This window comes from Arthrobacter sp. KKT183 (assembly GCF_055657625.1).
On record NZ_CM145770.1, the window covers coordinates 3,510,175 to 3,534,347 of the forward strand.

General features: G+C 62.4%; 24 protein-coding genes. 14 read left to right on the forward strand and 10 right to left on the reverse strand.

The features are described from left to right. The first annotated feature begins 5 nt into the window (after window positions 1-5). The 12 genes from ACZ2GY_RS16580 (at window position 6) to ACZ2GY_RS16635 (ending at window position 9,963) form a co-directional block, all read left to right on the forward strand. Window positions 6-2,147, forward strand: coding sequence for a copper-translocating P-type ATPase (locus tag ACZ2GY_RS16580; RefSeq protein WP_471672544.1), 2,142 nt, complete (start codon window positions 6-8; stop codon window positions 2,145-2,147). Window positions 2,148-2,229: 82 nt separating this feature from the next. Then, window positions 2,230-2,682: a hypothetical protein gene (locus ACZ2GY_RS16585; RefSeq protein WP_471672545.1), complete on the forward strand. Its 453-nt coding sequence runs from the start codon at window positions 2,230-2,232 to the stop codon at window positions 2,680-2,682. Window positions 2,683-2,781: 99 nt separating this feature from the next. Then, entirely contained in the window at window positions 2,782-3,423 is a 642-nt protein-coding gene (locus ACZ2GY_RS16590) for a DUF305 domain-containing protein (protein WP_471672546.1), read from the forward strand. Window positions 3,424-3,671: 248 nt separating this feature from the next. Next, the gene (locus tag ACZ2GY_RS16595) at window positions 3,672-4,382 is read left to right on the forward strand and encodes a F510_1955 family glycosylhydrolase (RefSeq protein ID WP_471672547.1); all 711 of its coding nucleotides are present in this window, start codon (window positions 3,672-3,674) and stop codon (window positions 4,380-4,382) included. Window positions 4,383-4,414: 32 nt separating this feature from the next. Next, entirely contained in the window at window positions 4,415-4,594 is a 180-nt protein-coding gene (locus tag ACZ2GY_RS16600) for a hypothetical protein (RefSeq protein ID WP_471672548.1), read from the forward strand. Beyond that, window positions 4,591-5,241 carry a TlpA family protein disulfide reductase gene (locus ACZ2GY_RS16605; protein WP_471672549.1) on the forward strand — a complete coding sequence of 217 codons (651 nt, stop codon included), beginning with the start codon at window positions 4,591-4,593 and terminating at the stop codon, window positions 5,239-5,241. Before ACZ2GY_RS16600 ends, ACZ2GY_RS16605 begins: the two co-directional genes overlap by 4 nt. Further along, complete coding sequence (locus ACZ2GY_RS16610; protein WP_471672550.1) at window positions 5,238-6,035, forward strand: cytochrome c biogenesis CcdA family protein; 798 nt, start codon at window positions 5,238-5,240, stop codon at window positions 6,033-6,035. Before ACZ2GY_RS16605 ends, ACZ2GY_RS16610 begins: the two co-directional genes overlap by 4 nt. 160 nt (window positions 6,036-6,195) lie before the next feature. Then, window positions 6,196-7,080 (forward strand): prolipoprotein diacylglyceryl transferase, encoded by an 885-nt coding sequence (gene lgt, locus ACZ2GY_RS16615; protein ID WP_471672552.1) that lies wholly within the window; start codon window positions 6,196-6,198, stop codon window positions 7,078-7,080. Then, on the forward strand, window positions 7,080-7,775 hold the full coding sequence (locus ACZ2GY_RS16620; RefSeq protein WP_471672553.1) for a hypothetical protein: 696 nt from the start codon (window positions 7,080-7,082) through the stop codon (window positions 7,773-7,775). The genes lgt and ACZ2GY_RS16620 overlap by 1 nt, the downstream gene beginning before the upstream one ends. Window positions 7,776-7,922: 147 nt before the next feature. After that, complete coding sequence (locus ACZ2GY_RS16625) at window positions 7,923-8,114, forward strand: hypothetical protein (protein WP_471672555.1); 192 nt, start codon at window positions 7,923-7,925, stop codon at window positions 8,112-8,114. A 102-nt stretch (window positions 8,115-8,216) separates the two neighbouring features. Beyond that, complete coding sequence (locus ACZ2GY_RS16630; protein WP_471672556.1) at window positions 8,217-8,720, forward strand: DUF3093 domain-containing protein; 504 nt, start codon at window positions 8,217-8,219, stop codon at window positions 8,718-8,720. Window positions 8,721-8,877: 157 nt separating this feature from the next. Further along, window positions 8,878-9,963 (forward strand): ATP-binding protein, encoded by a 1,086-nt coding sequence (locus ACZ2GY_RS16635; protein WP_471672557.1) that lies wholly within the window; start codon window positions 8,878-8,880, stop codon window positions 9,961-9,963. Between the two features lie 216 nt (window positions 9,964-10,179). Here ACZ2GY_RS16635 and ACZ2GY_RS16640 read toward each other — a convergent pair whose 3' ends face one another. The 3 genes from ACZ2GY_RS16640 to ACZ2GY_RS16650 form a co-directional block, all read right to left on the reverse strand. Beyond that, window positions 10,180-12,129: a bifunctional copper resistance protein CopD/cytochrome c oxidase assembly protein gene (locus ACZ2GY_RS16640; protein WP_471672558.1), complete on the reverse strand. Its 1,950-nt coding sequence runs from the start codon at window positions 12,127-12,129 to the stop codon at window positions 10,180-10,182. Window positions 12,130-12,682: 553 nt separating this feature from the next. Then, complete coding sequence (locus ACZ2GY_RS16645) at window positions 12,683-14,035, reverse strand: dihydrolipoyl dehydrogenase family protein (protein WP_471672559.1); 1,353 nt, start codon at window positions 14,033-14,035, stop codon at window positions 12,683-12,685. Window positions 14,036-14,167: 132 nt separating this feature from the next. Beyond that, entirely contained in the window at window positions 14,168-14,461 is a 294-nt protein-coding gene (locus ACZ2GY_RS16650; RefSeq protein WP_471672560.1) for a thioredoxin family protein, read from the reverse strand. 55 nt (window positions 14,462-14,516) lie between these two features. On the opposite strand from ACZ2GY_RS16650, the gene ACZ2GY_RS16655 reads away from it, so the two are divergent. Beyond that, window positions 14,517-14,915, forward strand: coding sequence for a heavy metal-responsive transcriptional regulator (locus tag ACZ2GY_RS16655; RefSeq protein ID WP_471672561.1), 399 nt, complete (start codon window positions 14,517-14,519; stop codon window positions 14,913-14,915). Window positions 14,916-15,102: 187 nt separating this feature from the next. Further along, window positions 15,103-16,250, forward strand: a protein-coding gene (locus ACZ2GY_RS16660; protein ID WP_471672562.1) for an IS3 family transposase whose coding sequence is annotated in 2 segments (ribosomal slippage) — window positions 15,103-15,382 and window positions 15,382-16,250 — 1,149 coding nt in all. Because the reading frame shifts where the segments join, the coding sequence is not laid out codon by codon here. Between the two features lie 636 nt (window positions 16,251-16,886). Here the strand turns inward: ACZ2GY_RS16660 and ACZ2GY_RS16665 are convergent. The 7 genes from ACZ2GY_RS16665 to aceB all read right to left on the reverse strand — a co-directional run bounded on the left by ACZ2GY_RS16665 (window position 16,887) and on the right by aceB (window position 24,172). After that, entirely contained in the window at window positions 16,887-17,972 is a 1,086-nt protein-coding gene (locus tag ACZ2GY_RS16665; protein ID WP_471672563.1) for a hypothetical protein, read from the reverse strand. Between the two features lie 401 nt (window positions 17,973-18,373). Continuing rightward, window positions 18,374-18,709, reverse strand: a complete 336-nt coding sequence (locus ACZ2GY_RS16670) for a helix-turn-helix domain-containing protein (RefSeq protein ID WP_471672473.1) — start codon at window positions 18,707-18,709, stop codon at window positions 18,374-18,376. Next, window positions 18,706-19,833 (reverse strand): tyrosine-type recombinase/integrase, encoded by a 1,128-nt coding sequence (locus ACZ2GY_RS16675; RefSeq protein WP_471672474.1) that lies wholly within the window; start codon window positions 19,831-19,833, stop codon window positions 18,706-18,708. The genes ACZ2GY_RS16670 and ACZ2GY_RS16675 overlap by 4 nt, the downstream gene beginning before the upstream one ends. A gap of 363 nt (window positions 19,834-20,196) precedes the next feature. Continuing rightward, window positions 20,197-20,412, reverse strand: a complete 216-nt coding sequence (locus tag ACZ2GY_RS16680) for an AsnC family protein (protein ID WP_471672564.1) — start codon at window positions 20,410-20,412, stop codon at window positions 20,197-20,199. A gap of 72 nt (window positions 20,413-20,484) precedes the next feature. Further along, complete coding sequence (locus ACZ2GY_RS16685) at window positions 20,485-21,297, reverse strand: bifunctional allantoicase/(S)-ureidoglycine aminohydrolase (protein ID WP_277357563.1); 813 nt, start codon at window positions 21,295-21,297, stop codon at window positions 20,485-20,487. A gap of 10 nt (window positions 21,298-21,307) precedes the next feature. Beyond that, window positions 21,308-22,573 carry a DUF6986 family protein gene (locus ACZ2GY_RS16690; RefSeq protein WP_346027723.1) on the reverse strand — a complete coding sequence of 422 codons (1,266 nt, stop codon included), beginning with the start codon at window positions 22,571-22,573 and terminating at the stop codon, window positions 21,308-21,310. Continuing rightward, complete coding sequence (gene aceB, locus ACZ2GY_RS16695; RefSeq protein WP_471672566.1) at window positions 22,574-24,172, reverse strand: malate synthase A; 1,599 nt, start codon at window positions 24,170-24,172, stop codon at window positions 22,574-22,576. Between the last annotated feature and the right edge of the window lies 1 nt (window position 24,173).

The window sequence follows — 24,173 nt, forward strand, 5'->3', positions numbered from 1 at the left end:
TGGCCATGAACACCAATCATCACAACCAGCCAGACCACAGCCACGGAACAACCACCCCAGGTGTGATCGATGAGGACACCCATGGACAGGCGATGCCCTCGGATCACCCGCATTCAGCGTTGGACGAGGACCACCGCAGCCATGAACACGGCCAGCACGCCGGACACAGCACAGCAATGTTCAAAAACAGATTCTGGATCAGCCTCGCCCTGACCATCCCGGTAGTCCTGTTCAGCCACATGTTCGCGATGATCCTTGGCTACACAGTCCCGGACTTCCCTGGAGCCTCGTGGATCTCCCCACTGTTGGGCACGGTCATTTTCGTGTACGGCGGCGCACCCTTCCTCAAGGGAGGGTGGACCGAGCTGAAATCCCGCCAACCCGGCATGATGCTGCTGATCGCCATGGCGATCAGCGTGGCATTCATCGCCTCCTGGATCACCACCCTGGGGATTGGGAACTTCAACCTGGACTTCTGGTGGGAACTGGCCCTGCTGGTCGTCATCATGCTCCTGGGACACTGGATGGAGATGCGCGCCCTCGGATCCGCGGCAGGAGCCTTGGACGCACTAGCTGCGCTCCTGCCCGATGAGGCCGACCGCGTTACCGCCTCCGGAATCGAAACCGTACCCGTCAGCTCCCTGGTTACCGGTGACGTCGTCCTCGTCCGCTCCGGTGCCCGCGTACCGGCGGACGGCGCCATCGTCGACGGTTCAGCGGAATTCGACGAATCCATGATCACCGGTGAGTCCCGCACCGTACCCCGCAACGTCGGCGAAACCGTCGTGGCAGGAACGGTCGCCACGGACAACTCCGTCCGGGTCAAAGTCACTGCCGTCGGCTCGGACACCACACTGGCGGGAATCCAACGCCTGGTAGCCGAAGCCCAGGCGTCTTCCTCCAAAGCCCAGGCCCTGGCCGACCGGGCGGCCGCACTGCTGTTCTACTTCGCCCTCGGCGCAGGGATCATCACCTTCATCGCCTGGCTCCTGCTCGGAAGCCCGGACGAAGCGGTCATCCGCACCGTCACGGTCCTTGTCATTGCCTGCCCCCACGCCCTCGGCCTTGCCATTCCCCTGGTGATCGCCATCTCAACCGAACGGGCAGCGAAATCCGGGGTGCTGATCAAGAACAGGATGGCACTCGAACGCATGCGAACCATCGATGTGGTCCTCTTCGACAAGACCGGAACGCTCACCGAAGGCAAACATGCCGTGACCGCCACCGCACCCGCGGCCGGCACCACCACCGCTGAACTTCTGGCCCTCGCGGCCGCCGCCGAGGCCGACAGCGAACACCCCGTCGCACGGGCCATCGTCCGCGCAGCCCAGGAAGACGACAATGCCACCGGTCTCGGATACAAGGGGACCGGATTCGCGTCGATGACCGGGCGGGGAGTGCGCGCCCAGGTAAACGGCGCTGACGTCGCCGTAGGCGGACCGAATATGCTCCGCGAACTCGGACTCACCGTGCCAGAGGAGATCACCAACGAGACTCTGGAATGGATTGATCGTGGAGCGTCAGTGCTGCACGTCATCCGCGCCGGTGAGGTTGTCGGCGCCCTCCGCCTTGAGGACCGCATCAGGGACGAGTCCCGGGCCGCGGTACACGCCCTGCAGCAGCGCGGAGTGAAAGTTGCCATGATCACCGGCGACGCCCGGCAGGTCGCTGACGCGGTGGCCAGGGATCTCGGGATCGACGAGGTCTTCGCCGACGTCCTGCCTCAGGACAAGGACAAAAAGGTCACCGAACTGCAGCAGCGCGGTCTGAAGGTCGCCATGGTCGGGGACGGGGTCAACGACTCCCCTGCCTTGGCTCGCGCCGAGGTAGGTATCGCCATCGGCGCCGGAACCGACGTCGCGATGGAATCCGCCGGAGTCGTCCTGGCAGGCAACGACCCCCGATCGGTGCTGTCCATGATCGATCTGTCCCGGGCCAGCTACCGGAAGATGATCCAAAACCTCGTCTGGGCCACCGGCTACAACGTCCTGGCCGTTCCCCTGGCCGCCGGGGTGCTTGCCTTCGCCGGGATCGTTCTTTCCCCGGCGGCAGGTGCGGTCCTGATGTCGGTATCGACCATTGTGGTCGCGCTGAACGCGCAGCTCCTGCGCCGGATGAACCTGGATCCGGCAGCCCTCACCGGCTGAACACCGATTCGATCCCTCACAGGATCGATCGGTACTCTGATATCAGGACCAAGAACCTAGTAGAGCGGGAAGGGGCAGAGCGATGAACAAGAAGTCGAGAATCGCTTTGCCCCTTCCACGCCGCTTCCCCCGAACAGCTCTTCTTTTCCTTAGCCTGACCGCCGTCATCGTGGGTATCCTTGCGATGCATGTGTGGATGGGCGGGCATGGTGCCTCACACGCCGTCGGTTCGGCTGCCACGGCGGCGCCCGCAACGGCTGTGCATCACCAGGCGATCACGCCGGCATCTGCATCCGACACCGCAGACCCGGGGATGACCCTGAACCTGGACTGTGCTGATACGTGCGGTGAAGAGATCGCCGCGGGTGTGTGCATCCTGGCGTTCCTAGTGGTTTCCTTTGCAACGGCTATCGTCCTCAGGAGCCGCCTGGCCTATGGCCGTGTTCGCTTGCGGGGCCCACCGCCGGTTGTACGGCTTCCCCGCACTTTCGTGCCTTCATTAACACTGGTTCAGCTCTGCATCAGTCGCACGTAAGAGTCGCGTAGTTACCCGACTCCGAAACGGGCCGACGGCAACCCCGTCGTGCCCGCCGCCTGAAATGCAGATAGCTCGACCATCGAAGGACACACCCTCATGACCAAGCGTTACCTTTCCATGTCCGCGCTGGCGATCGCCGCGACCCTCACGCTCGCCGGTTGCGGATCCAGCGACACACCCGGCACTGCTACGGCACCGGAAACCAGTGCCGGCTCAGCCGCACCGGAAACCACGCAGGACACCGCGGCCGAACACAACGATGCCGATGTCATGTTCGCCCAGATGATGATCCCGCACCACCGCCAGGCCGTGGAAATGAGCGAGATCATGCTCGAGAAGGACTCCATCAGCCCGGAAGTACGCGACCTGGCCACCCAGATCAGAGACGCGCAGGCACCCGAAATCGAGACGATGACAGGCTGGCTCGAAACCTGGGGTGAACCGGTCGAACCCGAAGGCGGCATGGAAGGCCACGACATGGGCAACATGGGTGGCTCCGGGGAGATGCAGGGCATGATGACCGAGGACGAGCTCGCTGAACTGGAAGCCGCCGAAGGTGACGAAGCGGCGCGCATGTTCCTTGAGTCCATGACAGCGCACCACAACGGAGCGGTCGAAATGGCGCAGGAAGAGATCGAGAACGGGCAGTACCCGGACGCCATCGCTCTGGCCGAAACCATCGTGGAAACGCAGCAGGCCGAGATCGAGGAGATGGAAGCTCTCCTGGCCGAGCTCTAGGACGGGAGCCCGGTCCGGGGAGGCGATCACAGCCTCCCCGGACCGGGCCCACCCTCTTTCCGCCGCTTCCCCTTGGTTAGAGAGCAACAATGCGCCCTAAAACTTTTCCTATCCTTCTCCGCCGTCGTCATGTCTTACCCACGGTGGCCCTCATCTCGATGGTGTCCCTGGCGGCCTGTTCGGCTCCTTCGGCAGCACCGCAACAAACCAGCACACCGGACAGTTTTCCCACCGGCCATGTGCACGGCATGAGCGTTGACTCTGGCACTGATCGGGTGTTGTTAGCCACCCACAATGGGCTGTACGACGTCTCCTCCTCCCCCGCTCAACGCATTGGAGGCGTGATCGACCTGATGGGATACACCGCCGGTGAGAACAGCACCCTGTACGCATCCGGGCACCCCGGACCGGACACGGATCTACCCAACCCGGTTGGGCTGCTCCGCTCCACCGACCGTGGAAAGAGCTGGGAGCCCATGTCCCGGCAGGGCCAGTCCGACTTTCATGCTCTGACCAGAACCGGAGAATCATTCGTCGGATACGACGGGCAACTGATCACCAGCGGTGATGGTCTGCAATGGGAAGCTGCGGAAACCCAGATCGCTCCCTTCGACCTCTCCGGCACGACAAGCAGCGATTTTGTGTTGGCCACAACCGGGGAAGGGCTCTACCGTTCCACCGACGCCGGGTCCACCTGGAGTCTCGTCGCTGACAGCCCGCTACTGTTGCTGACCGCCCTGGATGGGGAAACGGTAGTCGGTGTCACACCTGAAGGTGACATTCACACCAGCGCAGACGCCGGGGTGACCTGGGCGAAGAAGGGCTCCATCGGGGCCGCACCCACCGCCATAGACACCCATACCGACGACGGAGCCGACCAGGAAATTTGGGTCGCCACCGAAACCGGCGTGAAAGTGTCCGGTGACGGCGGAACCTCATTCAACGATCTGCTGCCCTGATGCACGGACTCCACTATCCGATCTGGAGAGAAATGTCCCAATGGCGCGGATGGCATAAGACCACCTTCCTGCTCCTGGTTGCCGCGATCGGCTACCTCCTGCTCCGGCAAACGTTTCCTTCCTGGGTGTCGGTACTGATCGTCCTACCCGTGGCGATCCTCGCCGCGTACTCAGCTTCCTCCGATGCCCGGCGCGATCGGCGACGAAAATGAGCGGACAACTCTTCCGGCACACACCAACCGGTGCGCCGCGCCGGCAAAACGGCGGGAAACATCGGCCACGGAAGAATCTTCCGGTCCTGTTTCTGACCCTGTCATTGCTGATCTCTGGGTGCGCCGCTACCGATCCGCTGGCGCAACAGGCCAAAGCCGGAGATAACAAGAACTACATCGCCGGTGACGGTTCGGTGAGCGAGTACGCCCCCGAAGCACGGGGAGAACCAGTGGAACTGACCGCCGAGCTCTACGACGGGACGACGATCTCGTCAGCCGACTGGGCCGGGAAGATAACTGTCCTGAACGTGTGGTACGCCGCCTGCGCGCCGTGCCGTGTGGAGGCCCCGGACCTGCAAGCACTCTCGCAGGAACACCAGCAGGACGGTGTTCAGTTCTTCGGGGTGAACATTCGGGACCAACGGCCGACCGCTGAGGCGTTCGAACGGAACTTCGGCATCACCTATCCCAGCTTCAACGACCAGGACGGGACTGTTCAGTTCACCATGGCAGAGTATGTGCCGGCGCAGGCCGTACCAAGCACCCTGGTATTGGACCGTCAGGGCCGTGTTGCCGCCCGCATCATCGGGTTGGCGGAGAAAAGCACCCTGAAGGCTCTGATCACTGATGTGGTGGCCGAACAATGACGCGGCTCATGGAGGTCCCGGCCATGGTCATCTCCACCGTAGCTAATCCATTCGCTGAGACCATCCTGAGCGGTTCGCTTCTGCTGGCGGTTCCCATTGCTGTGCTGGCAGGGTTGGTGTCCTTCGCCTCACCGTGTGTCCTTCCTCTCGTGCCCGGCTACCTCGGTTACGTCACAGGCCTGACCGGGGTCGATCTCGCCCAGCAAAAACGCGGTCGGATGCTCGCGGGTATCGGGTTGTTCGTTCTGGGATTCTCGCTGGTGTTCATGCTGATCGGTGCAGTGTTCGGGCAGCTCGGTGCGTGGCTCCAGGCGCCGGGGCAGGCGTGGATCACCCAGGTGCTCGGTGTCCTGGTGATTCTGATGGGTGTGGTCTTCCTCGGTGGTCTCTCCTGGTTCCAACGGGAAGCGAGAATCCACGCACGCGTACCTACCGGGCTCTGGGGGGCGCCATTGCTTGGTGTCACCTTCGGCCTCGGGTGGGCACCGTGCATCGGCCCGACCCTTTCGGCTGTCCAGCTACTGGCCTTCACCGACGGATCCGGTGCAGCCAAGGGCGCCTTGTTGACCTTCTTCTACTGTCTGGGACTCGGCGTCCCGTTCCTGCTCATAGCACTCGGAGCCCGCCGCGGCATGGGAGCCCTGCGCTTTTTCCGCGCGCACCGACTCGCGCTGCAACGTTTCGGCGGCGGGATCCTGATCACCCTCGGGTTGCTCATGGTCTCCGGCGTCTGGGGGGCCTGGGTCGCAGAACTCCAGAACTGGTTCGCAAACGACATCCGGCTCCCCATCTAAACCCCTAGACCCCCTACCCACGCCTATGTGCGACAGCTCGCACCGCAGCAACCCACCTCCGGCAAGGTCATCAGGCCAGCCTCCCCACTCGATCGAAGCGCCTGTGCAAGATACATCAACGGCTTGCACCACCTTCGACATCACTGCCATTGGACCCACGATGAACACAGCAGAACCCCTCGCCTACCTCCCGTCCCCGTCCATCAGTTCCCTCGCGCTGGGACCGGTTTCCATCAGCTTTTACGCACTGTGCATCATGACCGGCATCGTCGTTGCCGTGTGGCTCACCAACCGCCGGCTGACAGCGCGCGGAGGCACTCCCGGGCAGGCTCTGGACGTGGTGACGTGGGCCGTACCGTTCGGAATTATCGGCGGGAGGCTCTATCACGTCATCACCGACTACCAGCTCTACTTCGCCCCCGGGAAGGACCCCTGGGGTGCCCTACGGATATGGGAAGGCGGGCTCGGTATCTGGGGGGCGATCGCCCTGGGCGCTGTCGGCGCCTACATCGGCTGCCGCAGGAACAAGGTCAACTTCCTGGCCTTCGCTGACGCTGCCGCACCCGGCATCCTCATCGCCCAAGCGATCGGCCGGTGGGGAAACTGGTTCAACAACGAACTCTACGGTGACCCCTCAACCCTGCCCTGGGCCCTCGAAATCCACGACATGGACCTGTCGGCCGGTTCAGCTCGACTCGACGCCGCCGGCAACCCGCTCGTGCTGGGATACTTCGCCCCGACCTTCCTCTACGAATCGCTGTGGTGCCTGGCCGCCGCGGCGCTGATCCTCTTCCTGGATAAGAAGTACGCTTTGGGCGCCGGCGCACCTTTCGCCCTCTACGTCGCCCTGTATACGGGTGGCAGGTTCTTCTTCGAACTGATGCGCTCCGACTACGCCAACACCATCCTTGGGCTGCGCATCAACACCTGGGTCTCCGCCATCCTCTTCCTCGGCGCTCTCACAGTGTTCCTCTCCCGTAGGAACCGGCCACGGTCATCAACCACCGAACCCGAGCACGTGCCATCACATACCGGGGGCCGGTGATGCGCGTCGAGCTCCGGTACACCGACGGCTGTCCGGCGGCGCAACCGTTGCGGGAAACAACCGAGAACATCCTGGAGGACCTCGCTCCGCAGGAGCACATCATTTTCACCAGGATTCCCGCCGGGGAAGGCGCTGCCGCGGCGATATTTCCCGGCAGCCCGATGCTACGGGTAGACGGACGGGAGATCGGGCCGGCCGCGACCGGGCAGGTAGACGGGGTGAGGTCCCTTCCCGGTCCGGCCGTTCCACAGGGACCGGACATCAGGGCAGCACTCGGGCGGGCCGCCATCAACTCACCGGTGCGGCTGCCCCTGCGGCACCGCCGGCTAGTGCTCATCGCCTCATTGCTGATCCTGTTCGGGGCGCTCCTGAGTCAGCTCGTGATCGGGGGTGCAGTGGTGACCTTGACCGGTCTGGCCCTGTTGGCAGTCGGCTTCAGCAGTAACGGCCGCCGGAAGGGCCCTCAGCCGTACATGTGGGCAGCCGGTTTCACCGCCCTGCCCGGGCTGGTGGCGACGGCCGCGATCTGGTCGGAAGTGGTCTTCCGCGCACCAATACCGCTCGGCGCAACGGAAGGAACCTTGTTCTGGGTCGGTCTGACCTCAGCCTTCGGCACTATTTTGAGCGTCATTGCCGGCACAGCGGCGCGCCACCGGTTACGGCGACAGCTGCGCCAGAAGCTCGACCAATCATGACCCGACACCTACCCGCCCACGGATGAAGGAAAAACTCTGATGCTATTAGTCGCGTCGCTACCAGCCTTGGTACCACCACCAGATGAGGGCAAGTTACGGCCCGGCCTGGATCCCACCCAAGTGACCCCCGGGCTCCTGGGATTCCTCATGACCCTCTTCATGGTGATCGCCGTGATCATCCTGATGCGTTCCATGGTGGGCCGGATCCGCAGGGCCCGCTACCGTGAGCAGGCTGCAGAGCAACATCGCAACCACACCGATGCCACCGAAACGCCCGCTATACCCGACACTCCCCTGCCCGCCGATGCACCGCACACAGAAATCAGGTCTGGCAGATGAACCTATTTCCGCATACATGGAAGCGTCTGAGGCACACTGAGATATCCCTCGAGGCCTCCAGCATCGGGCCCCTCCCCCGCAGGTTGTGGCAAGCGGGGGACCATGTCTGAGGCGTCCGCACCGCCAGATGTGGTTCTTTACGACGAACGGTTGTGGCCGACGCCTTTCGTATGGTTGATCATTGCGGGAATTGCGGGAGCATCGATTCTCGTCTTCGCGCCCATCAGCATCGTCACCGGAATGATCGCCTGCATCGTGATCTTTTTCGTCCTTGTCGTTCTCCTGGTTCTGTCCACTCCACGGATTACTGTGACCACAACCTCGCTCAGCGTTGGCCGCGCCCACATCGACCGTGAGTTCCTCGGCCCGGCGCACGCTCATCTGAAACATGAGGCCACCAGAGAGCGCGGCCCCGGGCTGAACGGCCTGGCGTATCTGTGCATACGGGGTTGGATCGACCCCGTGGTGCGAGTCGAGATAGAGGACGAGGACGACCCCACCCCCTACTGGCTCGTGTCGACCAGACGACCGACTGAACTCGTCAACGCGTTACGCCGCGAAGACTCGGGACGCGAAGACACCATGCCACGGCAGAACCAGGATTGAAGTCCAGGTAACCGCGCCTGATCCTCAATGTGACTAGGTATCCGGCGACTACCGAGCACAAATCCGGTACTCTATAAGTGTCTAGTAAGTCTAAAAGAGTCTAAAGACCCGGAGGTATACTGGTTCTATGCCGAACCCTTTCCACCCAAGTTTCGGGGTGAGCCCACCGCTGCTTGTAGGCCGCGACGCCGTCATTGAGGACTTCATGGAGGCACTCGACGACGGACCCGGCTCCTCAGGCCGCGCCACGCTCTACACCGGAGCGCGCGGATCAGGCAAGACAGTGATGCTCAACGCCATCGAGGACCGGACCAAGGAACGCGGCTGGCTGGTCATCAGCGAAACTGCCAGCCCAGGCTTCATCAACCGCATCACGAGGCAGCACCTGCCCCGACTCCTGCGCAGCTTCGACCCCGACGCCGTACGCCAGAAGTTGACCGGGATCACTGGCCCGCTCAATATCGGAGCGGTGACGTGGGAGAGCGTGGAATCGCACGTGGTGGAAGCGGGACTGCGCAACCAGGTTGAGCTGCTCACTGATTTACTTGCCGAACATGAAACAGGGCTGCTAATCACCCTCGATGAGATCCACCAGAACCAAATCAGCGAACTGCGGGAAATCGCCACAACGGTCCAGCACACCTTTCGGGAAGGCCGGGAACTCGCCTTCGTCGGCGCCGGCCTCACTTCAGCCATCAGCGACGTTGTCAACGATGATGTCCTCACTTTCCTTCGTCGGGCCGAGCGCCACACCCTAGGCCCGGTCACCCCCGCCGAAGTGAATCGTGCGCTGCGTGAACCAATCGAAACGTCCGGACGAACCATCGGAAGTCACGCACTGCAGGTGATGGCCGAGGGTACGAGTGGATACCCATTCCTGATCCAGCTCGTGGGCGCCCAAACGTGGAGGATCCATCCACGGGAGACCGAGATCACCGTCGAGGACGCGAAGGAAGGCGTCACCCGAGCTCTGCGACGGCTGGGTGCTCTCGTGCACGAGCCTGCACTGGCAGATGCCTCTGACGTAGACAAGTCATTCCTCCTCGCAATGGCGAAGGACGATCGACCATCGAAGATGTCCGACATTCAGGAACGCCTGAAGGTCAGCGTCAACTATGCCAGCCAGTACCGTCTCCGACTGATCGCCGCCGAGCTGATCCAACCTGTCCGCAGGGGCTACGTTGACTTCGCCCTGCCGTACCTTCGGGAGTACCTGCGTGAACATGTGGCCGCTGAGATCTGAACAGCACCGAGACACAGAACGGAAACGCAAATAAGCTCCGTTGAGGAGTCAGCGGACTCCCCTACTTCCCACCACGGGGTGCCGTCGTGCACCATGCAGCAGGTCGCACGCAGACTTTAGCCGAGGTACGTGGACAAGCGGTGGCGTTGCTTCTGCGATATCACCGCGGCGGACCAGTTCCTCCTGTACGCGGGCAGCCGGCGGCGTTGCAACTCCTCAATCTTGCTGTGTTCCCTGCGCCGTGGCCTGCGGCCCGTCAATCTGGGTTGCCGCGAGGCCACCGGAACTGATCAATGCCCGTCCGTGGGACTGCCTGATGGTTCCCGGTTTGGTTGTGACGTCCTTGATGGTGGGTTTGCGGCGAGTGATGATGGCGGCAAGCGCAATGATTGTTCCGCCGGCGACGGCCCACAGGATCAGACCGGCCGTTTCCGGGGCAATGACCGGCAATGGCCCCCAAGGCCGTACGGATTGGGCCCATGCCCCCTCCAGCGCCTCACCTTGTGTCCATAATCCCCACCCATAGACGCCATACAGGACCGCCGTTCCCGCCAGGGCGGCCAGGTGTTTCTTCAACAGGCGCTGGTCAACCGGCGTTGTGCCTACCAACGCTGCAGTGAAGAAGCAGCCGGAGGCCAACGCCAGTAAGGTCATCAGCGCGTAACCCGGCTGATTGAGGGCGGAAAATTCCAGCAGGGGCGTGTAATACGTTGTGACCAGGGAACCGGCTATGACTAGAACCGGGACGTAGGGTGCTGCGGCGGCCGCAGCTACCGCTGGCCGGACGATGACTTGTATGAACTCAGCACCTCCGGCGCTTCCATCGGATCTGGGGCGGATAGTACGGGTGGCAAGTTCCAGCGGGGCGCCCGGTAGCAGCAGCAGCGGTACTACCGTGCTGAGGAGCATCTGAGTCAGCACATGGAAATTGAGCAAGTATCCCTGGTAGACGTGGATGCCGCCGTTGGTGATGGTGAAGAGGGCGGCGACGCCGACCAACCAAAACATTGTCCGGTGAACCGGCCAGCTCTCACCTGCGCGCCGGATCCTGCGCACTCCCACAAGGTAGACGACGACACCGAACGCGCATACCAGTGCCCACAGCGGGTCGATGGTCCACTCCGACATGAAGCTCCACCCGTCCGGGGCAGGAAGCGGCCCGTCGGTGGGGGCGGACTCCAGCGGTGGTGCCGGTGTCCGGGCCAACGTCGCCGCCAACCCGGACGCGGCGCCCATTACCGCTAACTCAGCCACGACAAGAACCATGAAGCGCCGTGTCTCCTGCCGGGGATCACGCTCCAGCTGCTTCAGAACCCTTTGTCTGTGGACCGCACCGAAAATCCCGAGTACCCCGAACGCGGCGGACTTGGCCACCACAATCACCCCGTAAGTTGTTCCCAGGTCACTCAGTGATCCCAGTTGGTCCCAGGCCGTGAGGGAGCCGGAGAACCCCAGTACGACGAAGGCCGCCAGAGCCAGCGTGGAATACCTTCCCACCACTGCGCCTAACCGCTCGGGCGCCAGGACACGATGGAGCACAGCAACCGACACAAGGCCCCCCAGCCAGACGGCGGCGGCACTCACATGCAGGACCAGGAACATCGTGTTGTCGGCGTGGTCGCCCGCTCCCTCAGCGTGCGAGTTAAGAATCAGTGGCAGGAGACCCGTAAACGCCAGCACGGCGGTTCCTACGACTGCGGATCGACGGTGAATGACGAAGCTCAACGCGCAAACGGACGCCGCTATCACGAAGCTCAGCAGACCGGACCGGCCGACTTCCGCAGTCGTTGAGAACCCTATGAAATCCGGCAAGAACGCGCCGGAGAGCAGGGACGCCCCTCCAACGAGCTGAAAGTTCAGCATGTTCAGCAGGGCCGCAGTGAAAGTCCATACGGTCGCCGAGCCGGCGGCAAAACGTAACCCAACGTTGTAAGCGGGTTCCGCCGAAGACAGCGCGAAACAGACAAGTGTCAGAGCGCCGATCGTGCAGGCAGCGGCGAGGTTGAAGAGGAGCTTCGCAGCCGTGAACATCACCAGCAGCGTTTGCCCGGTCGGGTCCAGGACGCTTACCTCCGCGTCAGTGCCAAGACTGTAGGCCCATAGCATCCCGAGCAGCGCCGCGGCAGCTAACCCAACAATTGCGCCACTACGTACCCCGACCGACATGTCTGACCCTCCCGGCGCCTCCCTTGTGGAACACGCTCCCCGTACCGGTCAGTGTCACCGGCCCGGCTTGGGAAATCCTTAAACATGTCCCGCCGGTAAGCCAGGTCGGCTCGATGCGCCATCACTGACATCCACCAACCTGAGTTCTGTGAGGCTTGCCCCGGAATGATCAGAATTCGGGCAGGGAACCTGTGGGGTACCTGCCCCCTCCCCCAACGGGGGCTTAGCGGTGACAGGCGGTGCGTTGGTGTTTGGTGCATTCGGCGAGTGAGCCGGTGTTCACCAAGATAACCGGGAGCGTTCACTGGTCGACCTCGGTGAAGTCTCCGTGCCACCTCGGCTGTGCACAAGTAAGCCGCTGAAATGCACTCCTCCAGATCCACCCTGCCGATGCGCCACTGCCCGCGGTTATCTTGAGTGCAGTTTATGTTGCTAGTTTCATGAGGATCGATCAGTCCCACCCCCGATTCTCAGTGCCTCCCGTTCGAGTGAGAATCGATGGCGGCCTCAACCGGTCAAACGCGCCGCTGCTAGGTTTTCTTGCCAGAGGCAGTTAGAGCATGGAGCCCAGATCGGAACCTGTTGATGGGTAGACGGCGGTGGTTGATTTCAGTTGTCGGGTTGTCAGGCCGTGTTTCATGGCGACGCTGATGGTGTTTGCTAGCTCGGCATAGCCATGTCCGAAGAGGTGAGCGCCGACGATGAGATCGGTGTCCTTGTCGACCAGGACTTTGGTGGCTCCGGCGGTTTCACCGATCCTGTAGTTGGAGTACCAGCCGCTGGTGTCTGTATAGCGGACGTCGACGTTCAAGCCATTGCTCTCGGCTTCGTGCTCAAGCATGCCTACCCGGACGAGCTCGGGGACGGTGAAGACAGCCGTTGGAGTAGCGGCGTAGTCCGGTACTGTCGTGGCGGATTTCAGCATGTTCGAGGCGGCCACCTTCGCTTCGATGACTGCCACAGGGGTCAGCGGCAGTCCGGCTGTGTCTGCTGCGTCCCCAGCGGCATAGACGGCAGGGTTTGTGGTGCTTTGCAAGTGGCCGGCTACCTCAACGCCATGTTTGCCGTGGGCCACCTGACCCGCATCGAGGTTTAGCCTGGATAGTTCAGCGACTCTTCCGGCACCGTGGACGATGAGGTCCGCCTGGATTGAGTCCGGGGTGCCGGCGGTGTCGGTGTGAATGGTGTATCCACTGCCAGATCTGGTGATAGCCGTGATGCTGGTGCGGCGTCGCACGTCGACTCCCGCTTCTGATCCGCGCTTGACCAGGAGTTCAACGAGGTCGGCGTCGAACGCCTTCAGGGGCCTCGCTCCTCGATCGAGAATGATCGGTGTGCTTCCTGCCCGGGCAGCAATGTGAGCAAATTCGAAGGAGATGAAGCCGCCGCCGAGGAACACAACCCGGGGAGGAAGTCTCTCCAGGTTCAGGAAGTCGCTGCTATCGATCAGATACTCGTGTCCGGGGAAATCAAGCGGCCGCGGAACTGCCCCCGTCGCTATCAGTATTTTGGATGCCTCGTAGTGGGTGTCAGCGATGTCGACCTGCGTAGGCCCTGTGAAAGTTGTCGGACCATGCAGTGTTTCCACGCCATGAGCCCGGAGGTCCTGTTCCATATTGTGTGGAACAGGGTCCGTGAAGCCGTGTTTGTGCTTCATCAGGTCCTCCCAGTTGATGGAGAGCCCACCGCCGTCGATGCCCTTGCCGTCCATGAGCCGTGCAGCGTCGACCACTTCGGCGCCGCGGCGCAGGATCTTCTTGGGATCACAACCACGCAAGGCGCATGTCCCGCCATAGGGAAGTGCGTCGACGATTCCGACCCGCCAGCCATTGGACGCGGTTTTCGTCGCGGCGGCAACCCCGGCCATCCCCGCCCCGATAACCAGCAGGTCATAGGTATCAGTCATCAAGGAACCCCTTCGTAAGACAGTGTGAATACGTTGGTCTCTCAGCTGGTGAAGCGTACTCGCCCACCCATCACGGGCCCTCCTGGCGGCGCGAAGGCGGGCTTTGCCGTGTTTGATGCGCAGAGTGGGTACTCAGCCGGCGGCGTTCCTAAGCTGGGCCAAGCTCGGTGCGCCCGCCGGTCCGTCATCGGTCATATACCTGCGGCAGGCCAGGCCCACCGGCTTGGATGCATCACGAAACGCGTCGACGCCGTTGATAAGGACAGTGGGAGAACCGTGGAAGCGTAGGCGTTCGGCGGCTTCGACCGTATCGATGAGCTGATACCCGAGCACGATGTCCGGGCGTTCTTCAGCAAGGATGCGCAGCCGCTCGTCTGCGACCGTCCAGTTCGGGCAACCATCAAAGTACTGCAGAGTGATGTCCATGAGCCCCACGGTAGACCTTGCAGTCAGGTATAAGGTCAAGGGCTAGGATCGGACCATGCTGATCGGAGAAGTTTCCGCCATCACGGGCGTGGACAATCAAACCATCCGCTTCTACGAGCGTCAGGGCCTACTACCCCCACCCGGCCGGGCTGCTAACGGTTACCGGACGTACGACAGCGCAGCCATTGATCGCTTACGGTTCATCCGCGCAGCACAAAGTGCTGGCCTTGCCCTGGCTGAAATCGCCCAAGTCCTCAACCTTCGCGATGCAGGCCAGACGCCCTGCACCCACGTATCACTCGTCCTCGAACAAAAACTCACCGAGGTCCGGACACGTCAACAAGAACTCGCTAATCTGGCATGCGAGCTCGAGAAACTCATCGAAACAAGCCACACCCTGGACCCAGCCGATTGTGGGCCAGCAGAAATCTGCCACATCCTCACCACCAAGTAAGCGGCCCAAGGCAAGCAGGTACCCGGCACCTCGTGCGCGCTCCTAAACTGGCACATGACCCCAACCAGCAAGACCAGTGGAACTACCGCAACCTGCTCATGCTGCGGACGACACCTTGGGGACTGCTGAAGGTTTGGTTGACTCCTGACCTGTGAGGATGAACCTCGCGGGTGGAAGGATGTTCATCATGCCCAAGGCCTTTCCCGAAGAGTTCCGCCGTGACGTGGTCGCGGTTGCCCGCAGGGGCGAAGCGCCCCTGACCACCATCGCCAAGGACTTCGGCGTTTCACCGGCTGCGCTGCACCGCTGGTTGAAGAAAGCCGACGAGGAAGACGACCCCAAAACCAGGGCGGCAAAGGAAGAATCCGCGGAGCTGCGGGAAGCGAAAAAGCGTATCAAGCTTTTGGAACAGGAAGCCGAAGTCATGCGCCGGGCCGTCGCGTATCTGTCGCGGGATGTCAACCCAAAATGATGTTTCCGCTGGTCCTTGACCTTGCCGCTGACGGTGTTCCCGTCACGGTGACCTGCCGGATACTGAACTTCTCCAAACAGGCCTTCTACAAGTGGAAGGCAAACCCTGTCTCGGCCCGGGATTGGGAGGAAGCGCACCTGATCAACGCCGCGATTGACGTGCACGCCGATGACCCCGCGTTCGGGTACCGGTTCATCGCCGATGAACTCAACGCCGGCACTGCACCGGTGGCCAGCGAACGCAGGATCTGGCGGCTCTGTTCGGCGAACGGGATCCTCTCGGTCATCCACCGTAAACGGGTCGGAGGGCGCCAGGCAGGACCGCCGGTCCACGATGACCTGCTCGAGCGGGACTTCAGCGCCGAGGCACCGGATACGAAGTGGGTCACGGACATCACCGAGCACCCCACCGCGGAGGGCAAGCTCTACCTGTGCGCGATCAAGGACCTGTATTCGAACCGGATTGTGGGCTACTCCATCGACGGGCGGATGAAAGCCTCCCTGGCCGTGGCCGCGTTGGCTCATCCCGTCGCGCTCAGGAGCCCGTCCGGGACCGTGGTGCACTCCGACAGGGGTAGCCAGTTCCGGTCCCGTAAGTTCGTCTCCGCACTGCACGCCAGCGGGCTGAAAGGCTCGATGGGCAGGGTCGGCGCGTGCGGCGATAATGCCGCCATGGAATCGTTCTTCGCCCTGTTGCAGAAGAACGTGCTTAACCGGAAACGGTGGGAAACCCGCCAAGAACTACGCCTGGCCATCATCACCTGGATCGAGAGAACCTACCACCGCCGGCGACGGCAGAAAGCCCTCGGTAAACTAACCCCGATCGAGTTTGAGACAATCAACAACATGGCGCTAGCCGCCTAAAAACTATCAACCCCACGAGTCAACCAAAACGTGGGCAGTCCCTCCGTCGGAGGGCATCCTCGGGCTCTTCCACAACTCTCCTTCGATACTCGCTCGCGTTTGTAGCGGAGAAACTTGCGGTACCTGATGTGTATGGAGTACTTGATGTACTTGTACTTCTTCTTTATATAGGTTCCGCAACAAGCCCTATTTGAATCCGCTTTATACGTAGCGTATGGCCGCAGTGAACCGGATGTAAACCCGCTGTAAGCGTCGGCTTCCCCCGCGCTGGACGTGGGGGGTCAGCCTTTGATAGCAAAACCGCGCGGGGGAGGATGAAGGTACGAAAAAAGACGCTCCTCCCGCCCTGGCCGACAGAAGGAGCGCCCTGAGAGAAAGGAGGTACTCCGAATGAGATACGTCTTTCGTCTAACTGTCCGACTTACTGTAGCCGGTCTCGAGATTACTCTCGAACCTTGGTAGGTGAGGGGAGGGAATGCAACATTCCCTCCCCTTCTCAGTTGTCTCGGATCAGTTGGGATTCGTTATTGCGGATTGGTTCGACTTCTTTGGGTAGCTGTGTGTATCAGCCGAAGTGGGATGGCTATCTTCGTGTGTGTTGTCTTGCTCCTGATGCGTACCGGCAACACGTCGTGTTCATGGATGTCGGGTTCTCGAAACATCGGGCCGCAGCGCTGCGTAGCGGGTGAAGTTGGCGCCGGCTAGCTCTGCGTGGCGGATGGCTGTGGCCGGGCTGAGTCCTAGTAGTTCGGCGAGGACGCTTGGTGGTGCGTCTCTGGCGATGTGTCGCCACGCTGCCGTGCGGCCGAGTTGGGCTGGGATCCCGTATTCCTTGAGTCTTTCCGAGATGAGGGCGGCTGGGAGATGTTGGCCAGGAGCGGTACTTGGGAAGAGCCACCGGCTGTTGGAGTTGTGTGCGGCGGTTTGTAGGTTGGTTCGATTAGCGACCCATGCCCCGAGCAGCGACGCGAACGGCTCGGTGACGGGGACCCATTCGGAGGTGAAGCGGAGCTCAACGCCTGCGCTGGAGATCCGTATCCCGTCCGTGGTTAGACTCGCGATCCGGTTCAGCGGCTGTCCGTAAAGCAGTACGAGCCCGGCGGCGATTCTCAGAGCGGGCGGAAGCTTGTCTTCAGTCAGGATCGTGCGGATGGCGGTGATTCTTTCCCCGTGACCGAATACCTCAGTGCTGGCCGCTTTTCGGCGGGGTAGGTCCACTTTTCTGATGTGTTTGTGGGTCATGGCCCAGTAGAGAAACAGTTCCGCCAGGGCGTTGGTGGATGGGCCGGAAGCGTACCACCGGTCAACGATTCTTTGATCGATGTCGGCAAGGGTCCGGTCCTGTTCGGTCAGGCTATTGAGGAACTTCACGGCCATCGTTGTGCTTTGTTTGACGCTGAGGAACAGGGCGCGGCTGACCGACCCTTTCGTAGCTGCTTCTTTGCGGAGGCGTTTGAGCTGGTGCCAGCGGATGAATCGCTCGGCGACCGACCGGTGAGCCGGGTCGGTTACTGTCGTAAGTTTCGCCGCTGACCAGGTGCGGAACTTTGCCAGATAGATGTCCCGGGGAGGCAGTATCTCGTGTTCGACCAGGAGACCGCGGATGTACTCGGGTGTGCGTGAGTACGGAAGCGAATCCAGCGCTTCATGGGTAAGGTCGATGCGACCGGCGGCAAGGGATTGCAGCAACGTTGAAACATGCTTCTGCCTGATCCAGATCATCCCGCTATTTGGTCGGCGCATGCTAATAAGGGCCTCGGCCAAGGGGACAAGTTTGGTGGGAATTGAACCGTCCGAACCGGCAAGTGTTTGGCGGACTTGATCCTCCAGAGCGCACGCCCAGCACCGTCCGCCGGAATAGAGTTCACCTTCGGCGCCGCAGCGCCGGCAGTCCACGTTCAGGGTAATACCGGCGCAGGACCGGCACAGCGGCCCGGTCGGACTGACCCCCGGCAGGACGCCTTCATGCCCGCACTGCTCGCATGTTCCCCGGGTTCGTTTGGCCGCCATGTAGCAGTAGCCGCAGATTGTTCCATCAGGCCAGTTCGCGGCAGGTTCATAGGCGAGACGGCATCGGGCGCATGGAGGGTAAGTATCCGGTTGCGGGGCTTTACGGGGTCGGCTCACTGCTCATCGTCGATGATCCTGGCACGGCGTGGACGGAGCTGGGCATTGAGCTCAACCACCTTCGCGTTCCCGGTGGCTTCCTTGCGGGGGGCCGCCTCGACATAGGGTTCGATCAGGTCATTGGGTGTGCAGTCGAAGATGTCACACAGCGCGGCCAGTGTCCGCAGGGACAACCGTTCGGGTTCCTCGGCCACGAGGCGATAGATCTGGGCCGGCGAAAGGCTGATGCCCCGCTCTTTCAGGAGTGGCGCCAGATCCGGGGTCTTCCACATGTTGTGGGCGGCCATCAGCTGGCGCAGGTGCCATTTATAACCGATGCGTCGTCTGGTCATTGTGATCCTCGCTTGTTCAGTGCTTCCGCTATCCCGGCATCCAGCACCTTACGCAGGGTGCGTGTCTTGAAATCCGAGGAAACAGATGTGTATATCGCGGTGGTCGAGGCATGGGAGTGCCCAACCTGCTGCTGCACGAACAACGGGTCGAATCCGTCCTCGATCAGATGGGTGACATAGGAATGGCGCAGGCAGTGCAATCCGATCTCCTCAGGCAGCCCCACAGCATCCCGGTAGCGAGTGAACCTCCGGCCAAGCGACTCTGTGGTTACCCGGGCGCCGCGCTCACTGGGCCATAACGCTGAGCTGCGAGGTCCCGTATCAAAGAGCGCACGGTACGTATTGACCCATTCATCCAGAACCCCCACCGACCACGGAAACACCGTCAGGACCGAGCGGCGCCGCGGAGTGCCGCCCTTTGTGGCTTTGCCCCACCGAACGTAGACAACGCCGTGGCCGCCGAACTCGGGCGCGTGTGGATTGGGGCCGAAATCCTCCAGGTCCAGCATGGCCAGCTCCCGGCGTCTGAGCCCGTAGGCGTAGGCGGTCTTGAAAGCCGCCGCGTCCCGAAGCGCCGGCAGCCATCCTTTGCTGCCCGCCTTGCGCAGCCGCACGACTTCATCATCCATATGGTCGAACAGCTCCTGCAGCTCAGACTTGGTCAGAGCGCGGCGCTGCGGTCTGCCTTCGTAATCCGACGTATGCACGGCAGTGTTCCAGTCAAAGCAGATCTGCACCGGATGGGACGCAAACAGCCGTTCGCAGGTGGGCACCCATTGGTAGCGCGGATCGCAGATATAGTCGCAGAACAGCCGGATCGCCGATTGATACGCGCGCAAGGTGCTCATCGCAATCTGATGATCGCGGGTACGCAGCTCGGAGGTGAATTCCTCGACATCCGGTGCGGTCCAAGCCCACGGATAGTCGTTGGTGAACGCCTGGAACCGCGTAACCATACGGATCCGCGGTGCGATAGTGGACTGGTTCAGACCACGCGCCAGCTGTTGATCCCGCCACCCATCAACCATTGCGGTGAAGACCTGCTCCTCCGGCCGAAGAAGCACCGAATCATCGGCCCGCAAGAGCGCCGGAACGAAACCAGAAACAGATCCCCGACTCGACACATGGCTCCTTCACCACCGATTACCAGATGCCCAAATCATTCATTAGATGAATGATCAAATGCAAACGCGCAGGTCAAAGCGCTTCTCTTTCATCCATGAAGCTCGTGACATCGCCGCCCGCCCGGCTCCTTCAAGGCTGATAATCGCCGGAAACCATACACGATCTCAGGCGGTGTCGTGTTCTCGCATCGGATGCAACTCGACATCCTTAAACGCCGATAACGGGGTGATATGTCAATTACCCTTTTGGGGCTGGCTGGTCCCGGCACGGATCCGTTCTAGCGGCCGCCAGCGTCGAGGGATGGGGGTTTGCTCGAGGCGTAGCGACCCTCTCGTCTCTAGCCCATGATCGGTGCCTCGGCGTTAGCGCTTACCGTACTTGCGGTGCACTGCCTGCTTGCTGACGCCGAGACAGAGCGCGATAGCTTCCCAGGACAGGCCGGCCTGCCGCCCCGCGCGAACCAGGGACGCTTCCGTCCGTGAGACTTCCTTTTGCAGCTGCGCGACAGCATGCAGTGCGTCGGCGGGACCTTTTCCATCCATTGACGCCACCAGTGTTTTCATTCGCTCCACCTCCATAACGTCAACATTAGTTGACGCAGGAAGGGCGCGTCAACACTTGTTGACAGGCCCTCCATAAGCCTGAGCCGCTTAGGTCAGCTTGATCTGACGGTTCACGTCCTTGTACAGCAGGTAGCGGAAGTTGGACGGCCCGCCGGCGTAGCAGGCTTGCGGGCAGAATGCGCGCAAGGACATGTAGTCGCCCTCCTGGACCTCCACCCAGTCCTGGTTCAGCCGGTAGACGGCCTTGCCTTCCAACACATAGAGCCCGTGCTCCATGACGTGGGTTTCAGCGAAGGGGATGACGGCACCCGGCTCGAAGGTGACCACATTGATGTGCATGTCATACGCCATGTCATCGGTGGGCAGCATGCGGGTGGTGCGCCACTTGTTGTCGGTGCCGGGCATGGCGCCTGGCTCGATGTCCTTCTCGTTGCCAACGCGGGCCTTCGGCGTGTGCCCGGCCAGCGGCTGGTATGCCTTGCGGATCCACTGGAACTTGGCGAGCTCCGGCGCGGAGTTGGACACTTCCCATTCAGCGCCCGGCGGGATGAAGGCGAAGCCGCCCGGGGTGAGGTCGTGGAGTTCACCCTCGAGCTTGATGGTCAAAGCGCCCTCTAGGAGGAACACGAAGGACTCAACCCCGGCTTCGGGCTCGGGATTGGTAGAGCCGCCTCCCTGCGAGACCTCGAGCAGGTACTGCGCGAAGGTCGTCGCTCCGCCTGCTACCGGCCGGTTCAGGACCCAGGTGCGGGTACCGGTCCATTCAGGGAGTTCGCTCACCACAATGTCGCGGAGGACTCCGCGCGGAATCACCGTATAGGCCTCGGTGACGACTGCGCGTCCGGTCAGCAGATCTGTCTGCGGAGGCAGGACGGTTTCAGGTGCGTAGTAATTGCTCAACGTTCAATCCTTAGATGTTTTCAGCTTTTTCAGGAAGTTTCCGCGGGTGTGCGAGCGCGTCCAGGTCAGGAAGGGAGATGCCGGCCATCTCGTTCACTTCAGCCTCCGTCACGGCGCCGCAAAGCACTCCGCGGTGGACAAAGCGTGCCAGCGCACGGGCCGTTGCGGGCTCGTCGAGGATTGCGCTTTCGATCTGATGCACGTAGTTGCGAAGACGTTGTGCCGCCGCAGGCAGTCCCTCCCGGTAGAACGCATACGTGGCAATGAACCGGCTGGGCAGCTGGGCCGGGTGGAGGTCCCATCCCTGGTAGTAGCCGCGCTCCAGCGAGCGCCGAACCAGCCGGGCATGCAGCGCCCACGCCGCGGATACCTCGGCATCGCTTCCGACGGGCAGGATGTTCGTTGACCCGTCAGACAGCCGAACGCCGGTGCCTGCAACCGCCACCTGCATGACCTGCTTGGCGTAGTCCGCAGCGGGGTGCTCCATGGACTGGTATTCCGCCGCGATCTGCAGCGAATCGCTGTAGTCATACGTCCCGTAGTGCAGTGCAGAGACGCGGCCCTCGGCCCGGTGCAGCAGCTGCGCCACGGGTACGGTGCCATCCGCGGCCAGGATCAGCTGCGGCGTTTCCATCTGCACCTCGAAACGCAGCCTGCCCGGCGCGAGTCCGTGCACCGCTTCAAGCCGCTGGCAGGCGAAGACCATCGCCTCAACCTGCGCCACCGTGGAGACCTTGGGCAGCGTGAGCACCAGCCCCTCCGGCAGCGGACCCTCAGCCAGCAGGCCGCCCACGAAGAGATCCAGCGTGCGCAGCGCGCGTCGGCGGGTGGGCTCCTCGAAGCACTTGAACCGGATGCCGATGAACGGCGGCGCAATCCCGTCGCGCACCGCCCGGGCCACCGCGATTGCCGCGCGGGAAGCGTCGGCGTCCTCCTCGTCGTCGGGCCGGTTGCCGTAACCATCCTCGAAGTCCAGGCGCAGGTCCTCGATTGGCTCAGCGGTGAGCTTCGCGCTCACCAGCGTGCCGACGTCGTCGCTTACGCCCAGAGCAGCGCAGAGCGCATTCATTCCACCGGAGCGCTCGACGGCGGCAGCCGCCTCCCTGCCCCAGTCACCGGGGAGAGAGGGCTGGTACCGGTCCGCCGGCACGTACACCGTATGGACCGGCTGGCGCGAGCCGTTGTCGCCGGGATAGCTGAAGCGCAGGAGTTGGTCGGTGTCCGCGAGCTTCGAATCGATCGCGGCGTAGTCGTCGAAACCGAGAGCGAACTCCACTCAGCTCACCAGCTCGTAGGCGGGAAGAGTCAGGAAGTCCGTGTACTCGTCTGAGACGCAGATGTCCGCGATGAGGCGGCTGGCCGGCTCGTAGAACTTGGTGAAGGCTTCGTCGCCGACTTCGCCGCGCAGCCGCTCGGTTTCCTCTGCGAGGATCGAGTTCACCAGTTCCGGCGTGACCGTGTTGCCGCTGTCCGCGAGCACCACCTTGTTCCGGATCTGCTGCCAGACCTGCGAGCGCGAGATCTCAGCCGTCGCGGCATCCTCCATGAGGTTGTGAATGGCAACAGCTCCATTACCCGAGAGCCATACCGCCACGTACGCGACGGCGACATAGAGGTTGGCACGCAATCCCACCTCGGTGACATCGCCGTCAGCGGATTCGACGTCGAGCAGCTGCTCGGCGGTCACCTCGACCTCAGGCCGCTGCCGGTCGATCTGGTTCGGCTTATCCCCCAGAACGGCGTCGAACACTTCGCGACACACGGGCACGAGGTCGGGGTGCGCAACCCAGGAGCCGTCGAATCCGTCGTTGGCTTCGCGGGTCTTGTCCGCGCGGACCTTGTCGATGGCCTGGGCGGTGATCTCGGGTTCGCGTCGGTTGGGAATGAACGCCGCCATACCGCCCATGGCAAAAGCACCGCGGCGGTGGCAGGTCTTGACGAGCAGCTCGGTGTAAGCCCGCATGAACGGTGCCGTCATCACCACGGACGCGCGGTCCGGCAGGATGAAGGACTCCCCGCCATCGCGGAAGTACTTGATGATGCTGAACAGGTAGTCCCAGCGGCCGGCGTTCAGGCCCGATGCGTGCTCGCGGAGCTCGTAGAGGATCTCGTCCATCTCGAAAGCGGCAGGGATGGTTTCAATGAGCACCGTGGCACGGATAGAGCCCTGCGGAACTCCCACGTAGTCCTGCGCAAACACGAAGACCTCGTTCCACAGCCGGGCCTCGAGGTGGCTCTCCAGTTTGGGCAGGTAGTAGTACGGCCCGCTGCCGTTCTCCAGCAGGTGCTTGGCGTTGTGGAAGAAGTGCAGACCGAAGTCCACGAGCGCGCCAATGGCCGGCTCGCCGTCGATCGTGATGTTCTTTTCCGGCAGGTGCCAGCCGCGCGGACGGGCAACGACGACGGACAGCGGCGCGTCCGTGCGCAGCGCGTACTCCTTGCCTTCCGGCGAGGTGTAGCTGAGCGTTCCGCGGGCGGCACCGTGGAGATTGAGCTGCGAGTCGATGACGTTGTGCCAGGTGGGGGTGCTCGCATCTTCAAGGTCAGCGAGCCAGACTTTGGCACCGGAGTTCAGGGCGTTGATGGCCATCTTGGCGGGCGACGCCGGGCCGGTCATTTCGACGCGGCGGTCCTGAAGCTGGGCAGGCGCTTCCGCAACGGTCCAGTCGCCCGCGCGGATCTCGGCCGTTTCGGGAAGGAAGTCGAGCCGGCCGGTCTGTGCCACTTCCTCGCGGCGCTTGCCGCGCGCGGCCAGGCGCTCATTCCGCGTGTCACGGAACTGCTGGTGCAGCTTCTCGATGAACTGGAGCGCCTCTGTGGTGAGGATGGCCTCCGCGCCGGGTGCCGGCGTCGTATCTGTGACTTCAATCGACATG